12 protein-coding genes are annotated in these 15,072 nt (G+C 59.3%); 7 read left to right on the top strand and 5 right to left on the bottom strand.

The annotated features are described in order from the left end of the window. Positions 1 to 108: 108 nt before the first annotated feature. From K6118_RS07800 to K6118_RS07810, 3 genes are all read left to right on the top strand, one after another. Positions 109 to 3,777: a vitamin B12-dependent ribonucleotide reductase gene (locus K6118_RS07800; protein ID WP_247119678.1), complete on the top strand. Its 3,669-nt coding sequence runs from the start codon at positions 109 to 111 to the stop codon at positions 3,775 to 3,777. 264 nt (positions 3,778 to 4,041) lie between these two features. Continuing rightward, complete coding sequence (locus tag K6118_RS07805) at positions 4,042 to 5,814, top strand: putative bifunctional diguanylate cyclase/phosphodiesterase (RefSeq protein ID WP_247119679.1); 1,773 nt, start codon at positions 4,042 to 4,044, stop codon at positions 5,812 to 5,814. 74 nt (positions 5,815 to 5,888) lie between these two features. After that, positions 5,889 to 6,485 carry a DUF4389 domain-containing protein gene (locus K6118_RS07810; RefSeq protein WP_247119680.1) on the top strand — a complete coding sequence of 199 codons (597 nt, stop codon included), beginning with the start codon at positions 5,889 to 5,891 and terminating at the stop codon, positions 6,483 to 6,485. A 173-nt stretch (positions 6,486 to 6,658) separates the two neighbouring features. On the opposite strand, the gene K6118_RS07815 is transcribed toward K6118_RS07810, so the two are convergent. Then, a complete protein-coding gene (locus K6118_RS07815; RefSeq protein ID WP_247119681.1) occupies positions 6,659 to 7,606 on the bottom strand; it encodes a glycerophosphodiester phosphodiesterase family protein in 948 nt (315 codons plus the stop codon). Positions 7,607 to 7,835: 229 nt separating this feature from the next. On the opposite strand from K6118_RS07815, the gene K6118_RS07820 reads away from it, so the two are divergent. Together K6118_RS07820 and K6118_RS07825 are read left to right on the top strand one after the other, a co-directional pair. Beyond that, entirely contained in the window at positions 7,836 to 8,261 is a 426-nt protein-coding gene (locus K6118_RS07820; RefSeq protein WP_247119682.1) for a hypothetical protein, read from the top strand. Then, complete coding sequence (locus K6118_RS07825; RefSeq protein ID WP_247119683.1) at positions 8,251 to 9,165, top strand: sterol desaturase family protein; 915 nt, start codon at positions 8,251 to 8,253, stop codon at positions 9,163 to 9,165. Before K6118_RS07820 ends, K6118_RS07825 begins: the two co-directional genes overlap by 11 nt. A gap of 50 nt (positions 9,166 to 9,215) precedes the next feature. On the opposite strand, the gene K6118_RS07830 is transcribed toward K6118_RS07825, so the two are convergent. Further along, positions 9,216 to 9,392, bottom strand: a complete 177-nt coding sequence (locus K6118_RS07830) for a hypothetical protein (RefSeq protein WP_247119684.1) — start codon at positions 9,390 to 9,392, stop codon at positions 9,216 to 9,218. Positions 9,393 to 9,606: 214 nt separating this feature from the next. Between K6118_RS07830 and K6118_RS07835 the strand changes: the two genes are divergently transcribed. Next, the gene (locus K6118_RS07835; RefSeq protein WP_247119685.1) at positions 9,607 to 10,788 is read left to right on the top strand and encodes a thiolase family protein; all 1,182 of its coding nucleotides are present in this window, start codon (positions 9,607 to 9,609) and stop codon (positions 10,786 to 10,788) included. An 11-nt stretch (positions 10,789 to 10,799) separates the two neighbouring features. Continuing rightward, a complete protein-coding gene (locus K6118_RS07840) occupies positions 10,800 to 11,933 on the top strand; it encodes an acyl-CoA dehydrogenase family protein (protein WP_247119686.1) in 1,134 nt (377 codons plus the stop codon). Here the strand turns inward: K6118_RS07840 and K6118_RS07845 are convergent. From K6118_RS07845 to K6118_RS07855, 3 genes are all read right to left on the bottom strand, one after another. Beyond that, complete coding sequence (locus tag K6118_RS07845; protein ID WP_247119687.1) at positions 11,923 to 12,753, bottom strand: patatin-like phospholipase family protein; 831 nt, start codon at positions 12,751 to 12,753, stop codon at positions 11,923 to 11,925. The two genes, K6118_RS07840 and K6118_RS07845, sit on opposite strands and share 11 nt — an antisense overlap. A 146-nt stretch (positions 12,754 to 12,899) precedes the next feature. Further along, positions 12,900 to 14,069, bottom strand: a complete 1,170-nt coding sequence (locus K6118_RS07850) for an alpha/beta hydrolase-fold protein (RefSeq protein WP_247119688.1) — start codon at positions 14,067 to 14,069, stop codon at positions 12,900 to 12,902. A gap of 218 nt (positions 14,070 to 14,287) precedes the next feature. Next, complete coding sequence (locus tag K6118_RS07855) at positions 14,288 to 15,031, bottom strand: SIMPL domain-containing protein (RefSeq protein WP_247119689.1); 744 nt, start codon at positions 15,029 to 15,031, stop codon at positions 14,288 to 14,290. Positions 15,032 to 15,072: the final 41 nt, after the last annotated feature.

A 15,072-nucleotide genomic window follows, 5' to 3' on the forward strand; every position in this document is an offset into this window, starting at 1 on the left:
ATATAGTGGGGTCGATAGACAGTTGAAGTACACCGGGACACCCGGAAAAGACGCAAAAATGCTATACTTCGACTGCGCAACCAGGTTGGGAACATACGGGGGAAACGAATGCGTATTGAGCGCCGCTTCACAAAAGACCTTTCTAATCCATACGCCGGCATGGAGTGGCGTTCCGCGATCAGTGAAATCCGTAACCCTGATGGGTCTGTCGTCTTTCACATGGATGACGTTGAAGTCCCCTCGGCCTGGAGCCAGGTTGCGACAGATATCATCGCCCAGAAATATTTCCGGAAGGCCGGCGTGCCCCAGGCCCTGAAGCCTGTCGAAGAAAACACCGTCCCGAGCTGGCTGTGGCGCAAGGAAGCCGACGAAGCCGCCCTCGCCCAAATGCCCGAAGACAAACGCTACGGCCCGGAGCAGAGCGCCAAGCAGGTCTTTGACCGTCTCGCTGGCACCTGGACCTATTGGGGCTGGAAAGGTGGCTATTTCGAAAGCGAAGACGACGCCAAGGCCTTCTTTGATGAAATGCGTTTCATGCTGGCGGCGCAAATGGCCGCGCCCAACAGCCCGCAGTGGTTCAATACCGGCCTGCACTGGGCTTATGGCATCGACGGCCCGGCCCAAGGCCACCATTATGTAGACTTTGAAACCGGCAAGCTCGTCCGCTCCAAAAGCTCCTACGAGCATCCGCAACCCCATGCCTGTTTCATCCAGTCGGTGTCGGATGACCTCGTAAACGACGGAGGCATCATGGATCTTTGGGTTCGTGAGGCCCGCCTGTTTAAATATGGTTCCGGCACCGGCTCCAACTTCTCCAACGTCCGCGGCGAAGGCGAAAAGCTTTCGGGTGGTGGCAAATCTTCGGGGCTTATGAGCTTCCTCAAGATCGGCGACCGCGCTGCGGGCGCCATCAAATCCGGTGGTACCACGCGCCGCGCGGCCAAGATGGTCGTGGTGGACATCGACCACCCGGACATTGAGGAATATATCAACTGGAAGGTCACGGAAGAGCAGAAGGTCGCGGCCCTCGTCTCCGGCTCCAAGCTCAATGAAATACACCTCAACCGCATCATGAAGGCCTGCCATGAAGCCAAGGCTGACATGGGCGATGATGCGTTCGACCCCAAGCTGAACAAGCCTCTGAAAAAGGAAGTGATCGCCGCGCGCAAGGTGATGATCCCGGAAAACTACGTCCAGCGGGTTATCCAGTTCGCGAAGCAGGGTTACACTTCGATCGACTTCAAAACCTATAATACGGACTGGGATTCGGAAGCCTATCTCACCGTTTCCGGCCAGAACTCCAACAACTCGATCCGCGTGACCGATGCCTTCATGAAGGCCGTCAGCGATGGGACCGACTGGCACCTGACCAACCGTAAGGACGGCAGCATTGCCAAAACGGTCAATGCCAAGGACCTGTGGCGCGATGTCGGCTATGCCGCCTGGGCGTGCGCCGACCCGGGGATCCAGTTCCACACAACGGTCAATGACTGGCACACCTGCCCGGCGTCCGGTGAAATCCGCGCGTCGAACCCCTGCTCCGAATATATGTTCCTGGATGACACGGCCTGTAACCTGGCATCCCTGAACCTGCTGATGTTCCGGGCGGAAGACGGCCAGTTCCAAGTGGATGCTTTCAAGCATGCCGTGCGTCTGTGGACCATGGTTCTGGAAATCTCCGTCCTGATGGCGCAGTTCCCGTCCAAGGAAATCGCCCGTCTGTCCTACGAATTCCGCACGCTCGGCCTCGGCTACGCCAACATTGGCGGCCTGCTGATGAGCCTGGGCCTACCGTATGACAGCGACGAAGGCCGCGCGCTTTGCGGCGCGATCACCGCGCTTATGACCGGTGAAAGCTATGCGACCTCAGCTGAGATGGCGAGCGAACTCGGCGCCTTCCCAGGCTATGGCAAGAACGCCGAGCATATGCTGCGCGTGATCCGTAACCACCGCCGGGCCGCTTATGGCCAGGCCGATGGCTATGAGCAGCTCCACACCAGCCCGGTTGCGCTCGATATCGCAAACTGCCCGGACAAAGCTGTGACCGTTGCGGCGGCTGACGCTTGGGACCGCGCACTGGAAACCGGTGAAAAGCATGGCTTCCGCAACGCACAGGCCTCGGTCATCGCGCCCACGGGCACCATCGGCCTCGTCATGGACTGTGACACCACCGGGATCGAGCCTGACTTCGCGCTGGTGAAGTTCAAGAAGCTCGCCGGTGGCGGCTATTTCAAGATCATCAACCGCATCGTTCCGGACGCCCTGACCACGCTTGGGTATTCGGCGGATGAGATCAAGGCGATCGAAGACTATGCCGTTGGTCATGGCACGCTTGAGGATGCCCCTGGCATCAATTACGAAGCGCTTCGTGAGCGTGGTTTCGGCACTGAGCAGGTCGAAAAGGTCGCTGCTCAGCTCAGGAACGCTTTCGACATCAAGTTCGTCTTCAACCAATGGACGCTTGGCGCAGATTTCTGTAAGGAAAAGCTCGGCTTCACCGATGCCCAGCTTGGCGACTATAATTTTGACATGCTGGTCGCTCTCGGCTTCTCGAAAGACGATATCTCGGCGGCCAACCTTTATTGCTGTGGTGCCATGACGCTGGAAGGCGCTCCGCATCTGAAGGAAGAGCATTACGCGGTCTTCGATTGCGCGAACCCGTGCGGCAAAATCGGCAAGCGCTATCTTTCCTGGGAAAGCCATATCCGCATGATGGCGGCTGCCCAGCCGTTTATCTCGGGCGCGATCTCGAAAACCATCAACATGCCCAACGCCGCCACGGTGGATGAATGCACCAAGGCCTATGAGCTGAGCTGGTCGCTCGCCCTGAAGGCCAACGCGCTTTACCGGGATGGTTCCAAACTCAGCCAGCCGCTCAATGCTGCGCTTCTGGATGATGTTGACCTGGAAGAGGAGCTCGAAGGTCAGCCGCTGGCCGAGAAGGCTACGGTTGTCGCTGAACGGATTGTCGAGCGTATCGTTGAAGTCGAACGCCAGGGCCCGACCAAGCGCAAGCGCCTGCCTGAACGCCGCAAGGGCTATACCCAGAAAGCCATGGTTGGCGGCCACAAGGTGTACCTCAGGACCGGCGAATACGATAATGGCTCGCTCGGTGAAATCTTCATCGATATGCACAAGGAAGGCGCTGCGTTCCGCTCGCTGATGAACAACTTCGCCATCGCGATCTCGATCGGCCTCCAGTATGGCGTGCCGCTGGAGGAATTCGTCGACGCCTTCACCTTCACGCGCTTCGAACCGTTCGGCCGCGTCGAGGGCAACGACACCATCAAGATGGCGACATCGCTTCTCGACTATCTGTTCCGCGAGCTGGCGATCTCCTATCTCGGCCGTGACGATCTGGCCCACGCCACACCGGCGGACCTGATGCACGACACCACCGGCCGCGGCAACAAAGCCGAAAGCGTGCCGGCCATGGGCGATGAAGTTAGCGAAGCCCTTGAGCGGGTTCAGAAACTGGCCTCGACCGGTTATGTGCGCGGCAGCAACCTTGTTGTCCTGAAGAAAAGCACCAAGAAGACCGGCAAGCAGGCGGTTGAAACCGTGGCAGCCACCGGTACACACGGCGCTGATGCCACTGTGACCATCGGCTCGGCCGTCGCCAACGGTGCGACCGACGCCACGCCGGACGCACGGGCCGCTGCCAAGATGCAAGGTTATGAAGGCGACGCTTGTGGCGAATGCGGCAACTTCACGCTGGTCCGGAACGGCACATGTCTGAAATGCAACACCTGCGGCGCGACAAGCGGCTGCAGCTGATCCAATCGTTTATGCCGCCCACCAACCCGTCCCGGTGAGCGGCAAGCCTTGGGGAAGGCTAGTCCTTCCCCTATTTTTTTGCCAAAATTCCACCGGGCGGGCTATCATCAGGCCCTGTAGGATTATTTGACGATAAATACGATTGGGCGCATGGTGACTTTTACCAAATCTTTACTACCCGCTGCCGAACATGGCCGCGCCGCAATGGGCGGGGTTTCCCGCCCTTTTGTATAATGTCTTTGGTTTATTGAGGCGGAGCCTTCCGTGGCGGATACGCAAAAAAACAAAATATCCTCTATCGCCAGCCTGGGGAATGGCGGTAACCGGAATGCCCGCATCGTCAATACAAGTGCTGTTGTCGAACGCCTTCCCGTCGGAGTCATGATCTGCGGCATCGGCACCGGCAATATTGTTGAAGTTCTGTTCGTCAACGGCTTCGCCCGCGATATCTTCAATCTCGAAGACACCGCCATCCTGCCCTGCTCGCTCGATTCGATATGGGCCACCGGCGACAATCATGTCCTGGCGAGCCAGGTGACAGAGGTCTACCGCACCGCCCGCGACGCCAATTTCGAATGGAGCATCCGTTTCGGGGCAATTGAACGGTTCCTGTCCAGCCACCTGATTCCGCTTATCGACCATGAAGGCAAGGTCTATCAGATCATCTGCACCATTGAGGACCAGACGGCGGAAAAGCTCGCCGAACGCAATCTCTTGCATCACGCCTTCCACGATGCCCTGACCGGGCAGCCGAACCGGGTCCTGTTCCGCAACAAGCTGGAAGAAGCCGTCGCGGAATGCCAGCGTTCGAGCCAGGGCTGCGGCTGCGCTGTGCTGATCGTCAATATCGACCGCTTCCAACAGATCAACGAAAGCTTCGGTCACTCGGCCGGCGATCGCTTCCTTATTTCGATGGCATCGACCCTCAGGCGCTGTATCCGCGCGAGCGATACACTTGCCCGTCTTTCTGGAGACGAATTCGCCATTCTCGTCACCCGCTTCCAGGATATCGAGGAGGTGGAGAATATCTCCCACCGCATCCATGAAGCGATGCAACAGCCCTATGACCTTGATGGAAATGAGGTTTTTACGTCCGTTTCCGTTGGCGTCGCCACAACGATTTCAAGTTCGACCCACCCAGAGGACCTGATCCGCGATGCCGATTTCGCCATGCACAGGGCCAAATCGGCCGGCAAGGCCCGGACCGAAATCTACCAGCGTGAATCGCACCAGCGCGCCCGGTCTCAGTTCCACCTGGAAACCGAACTCCGCCGCGCGGTCGAACGGAACGATTTAGAGCTTTACTATCAGCCCATCGTCGACCTCAAAACCGGTGAGCTTCACGGTTTCGAGGGCCTCACGCGCTGGATTCACAAGGAACGGGGCTTTGTCTCTCCGGTAGAATTCATCCCGCTTGCCGAAGAAACCGGCATTATCGTTGGCCTCGGCCGCTGGGCCATTCAGGCCGCCTGCGCCCAGGTAAAATCCTGGCTTGATGAGGTCGGCCCCGACCGGACCGTGCCGGTCAACGTCAATGTCTCCGGCATCCAGTTCGCCCGTGACGATGTCGCCGCCATGGTCGAAAAGGCACTCAGGGAACATGAGCTGGACGGCCGATTCCTGCGGATCGAGCTTACGGAAAGCGCCATCATGGCCAACCCGACACGAATTTCGGAATCGCTGTCGCGCATCCGGGCGCTTGGGGTCAAGGTCGCGCTCGATGATTTCGGCACCGGTTATTCGTCGCTCAATTACCTGCACCAGTTCCCAATCGACGTGATCAAGATCGACCGCAGCTTCATCAACCAACTGCGGCCTGATAACGAACCTTATAAAATCCTGCAGATGATCGGTATGCTGGCGAAAAGCCTGGGCCATGAAGTGGTTGCCGAAGGTCTTGAAGACCTGGACCATATCAATATGGTTGATGCCATGGGCTTCCGGCTGGCGCAGGGGTATTATTATTCGAAGCCCGTCGAAGGCGAAGGCGCCACGACCATGGTCAGGGGCCAGCTCCCCTGGGGCAAAAGTTCGTAACGGGCCGAACCCCTTGAAGTACATAGTATCCGCGCCCACATTGGTAGAAAGCAACCTATAGCGAAGGTGATACAATGAGCGAGGAAACCACCCCGACCCCGGAAGGGACCGAAGCCAAGGCGCCGAAGAAAAAAGCCGCGCCACGGAAGCGGACGACGACAGCCAAAAAACCGGCTGCGAAAACCACCGCAAAGACAAGCACGGCCAAGAAGGCTGCGCCGAAGAAATCAGCTGCCAAACCCAAGGCGGCAGCTGCCAAGGCAACCGGAGCCACCGCCAAGGCTGCAACGCCGCCTGAGGCCGAAGCACCCAAGGCTGAGGCACCTAAAGCCGAGAGCGCGAGCGCAGACAGTGCGGCTGCCAGCCACACCATCAGCGAAGACGCGCAGGAGTTTATCGCCGAACTCAAGGAAAAAGACTGGGGCACCTATCTGGTGCGCGGCATTTTCATGCTGGTATTCGGCTTCCTGTCCTGGCTGGCGATTTCCTTCTGCTTCCTGCTGGCCGGCATCCAGTTCGTGATCCTGATCCTGACCGGTGGACCCAACGATGTGGTCACCAAAGCGATCATGACCGCAGGCAACTATATCGCAGACGTGATGGCCTATCTGAGCTTCAAGACCGACGAACGTCCCTTCCCGCTTGGCAAACCACTGCCGGTCGAGGAATAAGGCCCTAGCCTTATAGCAGCCACGAAAAAGCGCGGGCGCCAACAGGCGACCCGCGCTTTTCATATTCAGCCATACGGCCGCTTAAAGGCCCGTTGCGCGGAACAGCACCTCAGCCGCCAGGCGGATCACCACGATGGCCGCAAGCGCTGTCAGAAGCCCTTTCGTCAGATCCATCATTCGGCAACCTCCGGCTTGAGAAGTTTCATGCTGTTACGAACATCAATGGCAGTATCGGCGAAGTCGGTAAAGACCCCATCCACACCCATCGAATAGAAAAGCTTCAGCTCCTGGCGGCTGGACGCGAACCCGGCGCCGACATCATCGTCCCGGATGGTCCAGATATGCACCAGAAGCCCCAGCTTGTGAGCGCGCTTGACGAAATCGTTGGGCTTGCCCCTGGCATCCAGCAAAAGGCGCTTATAAGGGCCGACGCCGTCGATCTTGCCCGCCATGACATCCAGCGGTGCATCCAGAACATAGGCGCCCGTTTTCTCATCCTCATGGCCCTCGATCAACCAGATGAGTGGCGCCTTGATCCTATCTTTCATATGCATCAGGAAGGCACTGTCAAAGCATTGGAAATAAAGGGGAATACCGGCATCCGACAAGCGCTTGAAACCCGCTGTCAGCGCCTTCGTTGGGTCAAGCCCACGACCGGTGAACATCTGCGGGCTCTTCATCTCGATATAAAGCCCGGCTTTGTAGCCTTCCTTGTGCGCCTTCAGAATGAAGTCGATCACTTCGTCGAAGGTGGGAACCGGCTCGATGCCGTCATAGTCAGTCCCCCGTGCCGGGCGCGGCTGGCGGGTCTTGAGTGTTCTGAGTTCCGCGAGCGTGAAATCGAACACGAACCAGTCCGTCCGGCCCTCAAAGGTGCGCTTGCGGCTTGCGAACGCAGGCACTTCGGCGACATTGGTGCTGTCGGACAGGTAAATGTCATGCCGGACAACCAAATGGCCGTCCTTTGTCATGACCAGGTCGGGCTCGATATAGTCGGCCCCCATCTCAAGCGCCAGTTTGTAGCCCATCAGGGTATGTTCGGGCCGATATCCGCTTGCCCCGCGGTGTGCAATGACGATGGGACCATCGAGCGGTGCCTCAGCCACGGCTTGTTGGTTCATTCCCATATCTCCCGCTAAAGCTGCCAGGCAAAGCAAAGCAACGCTGAATAGTGACCGCATATATTCTCCCTTTGGGCCGCTTTCCGGCCCCGAAACGCATCATATCAGGTTATGGCCCCCTCTCAAGCACAAGGCAGGCACCAGCCGATACGCTATCAAAAAACTATTCAAGACTTGACGGTCCAGTATATAAAGGGTCTTTAATGACAATAATGTTAGGAAGGTCGGTATGGAACCTACGCAGCTCGCATTTTCATTCATTGCGATCACGCTATTGGCGTTGATCGCCCGCTGGCTGTTTCCGGTGAAGAAGCAGCTGGACGCTGAGCGCGTAAGCCGTAATTTCGCCCGCTGCTATCCTGACCTCGTCCAGGGCCAGGCCATTATCGCTGACGATGGCGCAGCGGCCCTCCTGCCGATTGCAGCGAACGACACTGAAGTGGGCCTTGTCACCCAGCCCGGGGACCGGGTTGTCTGCCGCCTCCTGGTTGCTGCGGACATCGCAGCACTGGAGCGTAAAGACGACCGTCTGCACATCCGTTTCCATGATTTCACCTACCCTGACCTGGATTTCATGGCTTCTGGTGTCGCTTTAGATACCGCCCATAATCTATTGAAAAACCTTGATGTAAAGGCGACGAAGAATGCCGCTTAACCTGCCAGAACCAACCGTCATTGCTGTCCCTGCCTTTGTGCTCCTGTGCCTGGCTGAAATGCTCTACGGCTGGAAAACAGGCCGGGCGCATTTTGAAGGCAAGGACACGTTCACCTCGCTGATCATGGGGCTTGGCAGCACGGTATCCGGCGCGCTCACCGCTTCCATCGCCGCCGTGGGAGCCTACTGGATATGGGACCACCTGAGGCTCTTTGACCTTGGTCAGGCGCCATGGGTGTTCGTGCTCGCCTTCGTCCTCGACGATTTCGCCTATTACTGGATCCACCGCTACGGTCACCGGATGCGCTGGATGTGGGCCGCCCATGTCATCCACCATTCCAGCCAGCATTATAACCTGTCGACCGCCCTGAGACAGACCTGGACCGGCCAGTTCACGCCCGGCGCGCTGTTCAAGATCCCGCTCATCATCCTCGGGGTCCACCCTGCGATCATCCTGTTTGTCGCGGGCATCAACCTGATTTACCAGTTCTGGGTTCATACCGAGGCAATCAAGCGGATGCCGCGCTGGTTCGAAGCCGTGATGAACACGCCGAGCCACCACCGCGTCCATCACGCCAATAACCCGAAATATCTCGATTCCAACTATGCCGGGGTCTTCATCATCTGGGACAAGATGTTCGGCACCTTCGTGCCCGAAGACGATGCCGAGCCCGTACGCTACGGTCTCGTGCGCGACCTGGGCACCTTCAACCCTCTCCGGGTCGCCTTCCATGAATGGTGGGGCATCATCAAGGACGTCTGGAGCGCGAAGACCCTCCATGACAAGTTCATGTTCCTCGTCGCCCCGCCGGGCTGGACGCCAGACGGCAGCCGCAAGACCAGCGACATGATCAAGGAAGAATGGCAAGCACGGCTTAGCGCCGAGAGACAAGCCGCCGAATAAAAGACATAGGGGCCGCCAAATTGGCGGCCTTTGCTTTTTGGGCTTAAGGCCTAGAGGTCTTTCTTGGCGTTTTTCCGGCTGACGATAAAGTCAATGAGCGCACCGATGAGCGCAGCGATGATGCCACCTGCCAGCGCTTCAAACGTTGCGACATAGGGCAGCCAATTGCCAATGATGGCGCCGGCGACCATGCCGATAAACAGGTAGAAACCAATACGCGTCGTCATGGGCTCTCGCTCCTAAAAAACTGCATTCCGCGCCTTATACGGACTGCGGCCTATCGCCGTCAATAACGGCAATTTATTTTGCACTTGCGAAATAAACCGGTTTTAGCGACATTGGCGGCGATTATTTTCGGCCCGGCATGACCCGCCAGGCCCAACCCTCAGAGGCGCAGCCCCAAGCGTCTCAATGAACATTATACTTAAAGGAGACCGTCAGATGTCCCACGATCCTATCGTCATTGTTGGCATGGCCCGTACGCCCATGGGTGGCCTGCTTGGTGATCTTTCGAGCGTCCCGGCGTCCGAACTCGGCGCCACCGCGATCAAGGGCGCGCTGGCAAGCGCAGGCATGGACAATGACGGCATCGACGAAACGATCATGGGCTGCGTGCTGCCCGCGGGCCAGGGCCAGGCCCCTGCCCGCCAGGCCAGCATCAAGGCCGGTCTGCCGGACAGCGTCGGCGCCGTGACGGTCAACAAGATGTGTGGCTCCGGCATGATGGCAATGATGCAGGCCCATGACAGCCTGCGCGCAGGATCCGCAACCGCCGTGGTTGCCGGTGGCATGGAAAGCATGTCGCTTGCCCCGCACATCCTGCCGAACAGCCGCACCGGCGTGAAATACGGCCCGATGCAGATGCTCGACCATATGGCGCTCGATGGCCTCACCGACGCCTATGGCGGTGAGCCGATGGGCGTCTATGCCGAGCTGTGCGCTGAAACCTACCAGTTCAGCCGTGAAGCCCAGGATGCCTATGCCATTGAATCGCTGAAGCGCGCCCAGCGCGCCATCGAGGACGGCAGCTTCGAAGGCGAAGTGGTACCGGTTACCATCTCGTCCCGCCGCGGAGACACCACGGTTGCCGTCGACGAGCAGCCCGGCAAGGCCCGCCTCGACAAAATCCCCGGCCTCCGCCCTGCCTTCAAGAAGGACGGCACGGTCACGGCCGCGAACGCCAGCTCGATCTCGGACGGCGCTGCCGCGGTGGTCATGATGACCGAAAGCGAAGCCGAAAAGCGCGGCCTGAAGCCGCTTGCCTACATCCGCGGCCAGGCGGTTCACGCCCAGGCGCCGGAATGGTTCACCACCGCGCCGGTGAAAGCGATCCAGAAGGCCCTCGATAAGGCTGGCTGGAACACGGCGGACGTCGACCTTTATGAGGTCAACGAAGCGTTTGCCGTTGTCGCCATGGCCGCCATTCAGGAACTGGGCCTCGACGCTGACAAGGTGAACGTGAACGGCGGTGCCTGCGCCCTCGGCCATCCGATCGGCGCGTCCGGCACCCGTATCTGTGTGACGCTAATCAACGCGCTCCAGAAACGCGGTCTCAAAAAGGGTGTTGCCAGCCTCTGCATCGGCGGCGGTGAAGCCACCGCGCTCGCCATCGAGCTCGCCTGAGGCATAAGGCAATGATCCTCAGCGAAGAGCAGCGCATGGTGCGGGATATGGCCCGCGCCTTCGCATCCGACCGCATTGCCCCGAACGCCCGTGACTGGGAAAAAGCCGGTGAAATCCCGGCTGAGTTCCTGCGTGAAATGGGTGAGCTCGGCCTTCTCGGCATGACCGTGCCCGAGGAATGGGGTGGTGCAGAAACCGATTATGTCTCCTACGCGCTCGCGCTGATGGAAATCGCAGCCGGTGATGGCGGGCTGTCGACGCTGATGAGCGTCAACAACGCGCCGGTGTGCGCCGCAGTCCTCGCCAACGGCACGGATGAGCAGAAGGAGCGTTTCCTGAAGCCGCTCGCGCGCGGCGAGATGATCGGCGCCTTCTGCCTCACCGAACCGCAGGCGGGCTCCGATGCCTCGATGCTGCGCACCAAGGCCGAACGCACCAACAGCGGCTGGAAACTGAACGGCAGCAAGCAGTTCATCACTTCCGGCAAAATCGGCGGCGCGGCGATTGTGTTCGCCGTTACCGACCCGTCCGCAGGCAAGCGCGGCATTTCCGCCTTCCTGGTGCCGACAGACACCCCCGGCTACCGCGTGGCGGGGCTGGAGCACAAGCTGGGCCAGAAATCATCCGACACCTGCCAGATCGCCTTCGAGGACATGGAAGTCCCGGCCGATTGCCTGCTGGGCGCGGAAGGCGCCGGCTATAAGGTCGCGCTGTCGAACCTGGAGACCGGCCGGATCGGCATTGCCGCCCAGTCGGTCGGCATGGCGCGCGCGGCTTATGAGTATGCGCTTGCATATGCCCAGGAACGCGAAGCCTTCGGCAAGCCGATCATTGAGCACCAGGCTGTCGGTTTCCGCCTCGCTGACATGGCAACCAGCGTCCAGGCCGCGGAACTGATGGTCCTCAACGCCGCCGCCAAAAAGGATGCGGTCGAGCCCTGCCTCAAGGAAGCCTGCATGGCCAAGCTGTTCGCGAGCGAGGTGGCGGAGAAGGTCTGCTCAGGGGCGATCCAGACGCTGGGCGGGTACGGTTACCTGAGCGAATATCCGGTTGAGAAAATCTACCGCGACGTCCGCGTCTGCCAGATTTACGAAGGCACCTCCGACATCCAGCGCATCGTCATCACGCGTGAGATCAACCGCTAGCGCGCACGCCTTCATCAAGGCCGGACAATATTAAGGGCAGCGCATCCAGCCCTGCCTTTTTTCCATGCTCAATCAGCTCATGCGCCTTGGTGAAATCCGCCATGTCGATATGGCCGATGAGCGGCGTGATGGTTATATCCGGGCGGTCTGCCTCCAGCCGCGCGCGGCTGAGCGCTTGTAGGGCGAGCGACCAACCGGCGCGCGCCATGCGGATCGAACCGATCTGGCCCCGCCCACCCGCAGGGTCGAATCCCATGCGCCGCGCCCTGCCCTCATAATCGCCCTGAAGGTCGACCGCGATGATGAAATCCGCGCCGAGGTCACGCACAGCCGCCACGGGGACGGGGTCGACGACCCCGCCGTCGGTGAGGAGTAGCCGGCCGGTCCTGACCGGCGGCAACATGCCCGGCACGGCTGATGAGGCACGGACGGCCGTCACGACGTCACCTTCGTCGAGCACGATGCGTGCACCGGAATAGATATCAGCGGCAACAGCAGCAAAGGGCTTAGGCAGTTGTTCGATGGTCCGGGCTCCAAAATGCTCCCGCAGTCGGCGTTCGATCTTGCCGCCGCCGATCAGCCCGCCCTTGCCGATGCCAAGCTCGCCAAGGGCCAGCATGTCCTTGAGCTTGATCTCCCGTGCGATATCTTCCAGTTCATCAAGAAGGTCGGCCGCCACACAGGCCCCGACGATGGACCCGATAGAGGTGCCCGCGACCATATCGACCTCGATGCCCTCGGCCTCCAGCACGCGCACAACGCCGATATGCGCCCAACCAAGCCCCGCACCGCCGCCAAGCGCCAATCCGATCCGTGTCATGAAAACTGCCTCCGCTGTTTTGTTATATCAGCCTGATATGGGCACAGCTCTGCCACGGCACAAGGTCTCACCCACGCGCCATAGAAGAAAGCCCCTGCCCTCCAGAGAGAGCAGAGGCTTGTTAGAAGAGACTTCTATAGAAAGGATCAGTCCACAGTGCCGCCAAGGTCGGTCACCTTCTTGCGGTATGTGTCCAACTCGCCGTATCCGGTCTCGACCGCAAGCTTGTAAGCCCGCTGATATTCAGCCAGTGCCTCCTGCTTTCGTCCGGCTTTCTCATAGGCGGCGGCGAGCCAGGCATTGTTGCGGGGATAGCGGTTGGCGGCATAGGCCTCGGCATTGCGCTTGAAAACCGCAATCGCGCCGTCAAAGTCGCCCTTTTCCATCAACTGGTAGCCAAGCGGCACATAGATTTCCTGCGCCTGCCGCGCGGCCGGGCCATATTTGGCCATGATCATCCGTTCGTGCGCCAAGAAGGCCTTGGTGGTGAAATGCTCGATGATGTTATCGGGCAGCCGCATGTCGGCAAAGATGAATTTCACGCCGTGATAAAAGGTCCTGAGGGGCGCCGACATATGGCCTTCGCCGTCGAACTCCTTATAGCCCCAGCGCACGCCCTCAGGCCCATCAACCTTCAGAACATCAACAAAATGCTTCAGCTCTTGGCGCATGCCATAGCCGTCATCGGCCCCAATGCCGAAGTAAAGGGATGTTTTGAGGTCCGGATGTGTCTTGAAGAAAGGCACAGCCGCCTTGGTCATTTCTTCATGGTTCCACCAGAGGGCCGGCGACATGATGATCTCGCCATCGAACAGATCAGGCGCGTTCAGGAGCGTATAGGTGGCGAACAGCCCACCAAGGGAATGCCCGGCCAGCAGGCGGTAGCCATTGGTGCGGTATGTCTTCTCCACGAAAGGGATCACTTCATCCCTGAGGTGCGCCAAAAGCTTGGCGCCGCCACCGCTTTGCGCATTGCCCTCCTGAACGGACGGCGTCATATCCAGATTGCGGTTCACGCTCTTGAGGCCAACCAGGATGACCGGCGGCATGTCGCCTGAGCGCACCAGAACATCCCGCGCGCCTGCAGCTTGATAAATATTCTGCATGCCATCCAGCAGATAGATGACCGGATAGGCCCCACCCGACGTTTCATAGCCTTCCGGCACGGAAACAAGAATTGTGCGCTCATCCCCAAGCGTAGACGACTGGATATGATATTCGGTGGCAAGCACCAGCGGACCGGCCTTCTCGACCGGTACGGCGTGTACACTCGCGCCCGCAAAAAATAGAAAAAAGGTACAGATAAGCTTATGCATAGCTTTGGTATCCTCGCTGACTGTCGTTGTATTTTTTATCGGTCTCCTTTACCGGAGCCGTTTTTTAGTTCGCCCTATATGCCAACTAAAGTTGACCATTTCAACTCAAAGCACGCAGCAGGCTGCTATCCCCCGATCCATCGGCCCCTGAATCAGAAAGGCCGGAGCCCTGAGGCACCGGCCATAATCGCGATTCTATAGACGGCAGGTCCTACGGTCTAATCGCCCTCGACCGTCGAAAGCATGGCGCGACCGCCTAAGGTGAGGCTGATATTCTCCTCAACCGGTTCTGCGACAGGGGCGACAACGCCGCCGCTGCTACGGGGAGCCGCAAAGGCATTCAATTGGGTTTCACGCCAAACAGGGCCGCCCCCTGCTCCATTCAGGGAAACCTGATCAAAGCGCAAAACTTTCACGCCAAAGGAATCCGCGAGCAACTTTGCCTTATGGCGCAGTTTCTCGGCGGCCGACGGCATAAGGGCCTCTTGCGTCTGCTCCCTCAGGGCCGGGGATACCGAAAAGCCGATATGGTTCACGATAAGGCCATCATGCTGGAACGCACCCACCAACTGCTTCAACGCCTTGAAATCATGGCTTTCCATGGACAGGGACTGATTGCCGACCCACTTGCCCGTCACGATATCGGCCGCGCCGGGTTCGCGCGCAGGGCGGCGGTTCTCCTCATACCAGACGCGGTAACCCGTGAGGCGCGCCTTGATCGCAGGGTTGGCCGAGGCTTTCGCCCACACGTCCTGCATGGCGCGGTTGATGGTTTCCTGCACCTCAGCCGCCGTTTTGCCTTCGGCACGGTAATAAAGCGCGGCATCGAGCGTGTCCTGCATCACCGGCTTGCTGACGGATACGGTGAGGTCGAGCGTGGTGCCATGCGCCTCCTTGGCCAAGGCGGACGGCGTGGCGCAGGCGAAAAACAACAGAGCGGCCCAAAGGGATACGGTTTTCATTCTGTCCTCCTCATAGGTGTCGTGCAGATCAGGCTAGCGCC

The organism is Kordiimonas marina (assembly GCF_023006325.1).
Lineage (GTDB): Bacteria > Pseudomonadota > Alphaproteobacteria > Sphingomonadales > Kordiimonadaceae > Kordiimonas > Kordiimonas marina.

Coding starts and splice junctions, on each gene's coding strand:
- K6118_RS07800 (WP_247119678.1), top strand. CDS start 109: ATGCGTATTGAGCGCCGCTTCACAAAAGACCTTTCTAATCCATACGCC.
- K6118_RS07810 (WP_247119680.1), top strand. CDS start 5,889: ATGAGCGAGGAAACCACCCCGACCCCGGAAGGGACCGAAGCCAAGGCG.
- K6118_RS07815 (WP_247119681.1), bottom strand. CDS start 7,606: ATGAACCAACAAGCCGTGGCTGAGGCACCGCTCGATGGTCCCATCGTC.
- K6118_RS07820 (WP_247119682.1), top strand. CDS start 7,836: ATGGAACCTACGCAGCTCGCATTTTCATTCATTGCGATCACGCTATTG.
- K6118_RS07825 (WP_247119683.1), top strand. CDS start 8,251: ATGCCGCTTAACCTGCCAGAACCAACCGTCATTGCTGTCCCTGCCTTT.
- K6118_RS07830 (WP_247119684.1), bottom strand. CDS start 9,392: ATGACGACGCGTATTGGTTTCTACCTGTTTATCGGCATGGTCGCCGGC.
- K6118_RS07835 (WP_247119685.1), top strand. CDS start 9,607: ATGTCCCACGATCCTATCGTCATTGTTGGCATGGCCCGTACGCCCATG.
- K6118_RS07840 (WP_247119686.1), top strand. CDS start 10,800: ATGATCCTCAGCGAAGAGCAGCGCATGGTGCGGGATATGGCCCGCGCC.
- K6118_RS07845 (WP_247119687.1), bottom strand. CDS start 12,753: ATGACACGGATCGGATTGGCGCTTGGCGGCGGTGCGGGGCTTGGTTGG.
- K6118_RS07850 (WP_247119688.1), bottom strand. CDS start 14,069: ATGCATAAGCTTATCTGTACCTTTTTTCTATTTTTTGCGGGCGCGAGT.
- K6118_RS07855 (WP_247119689.1), bottom strand. CDS start 15,031: ATGAAAACCGTATCCCTTTGGGCCGCTCTGTTGTTTTTCGCCTGCGCC.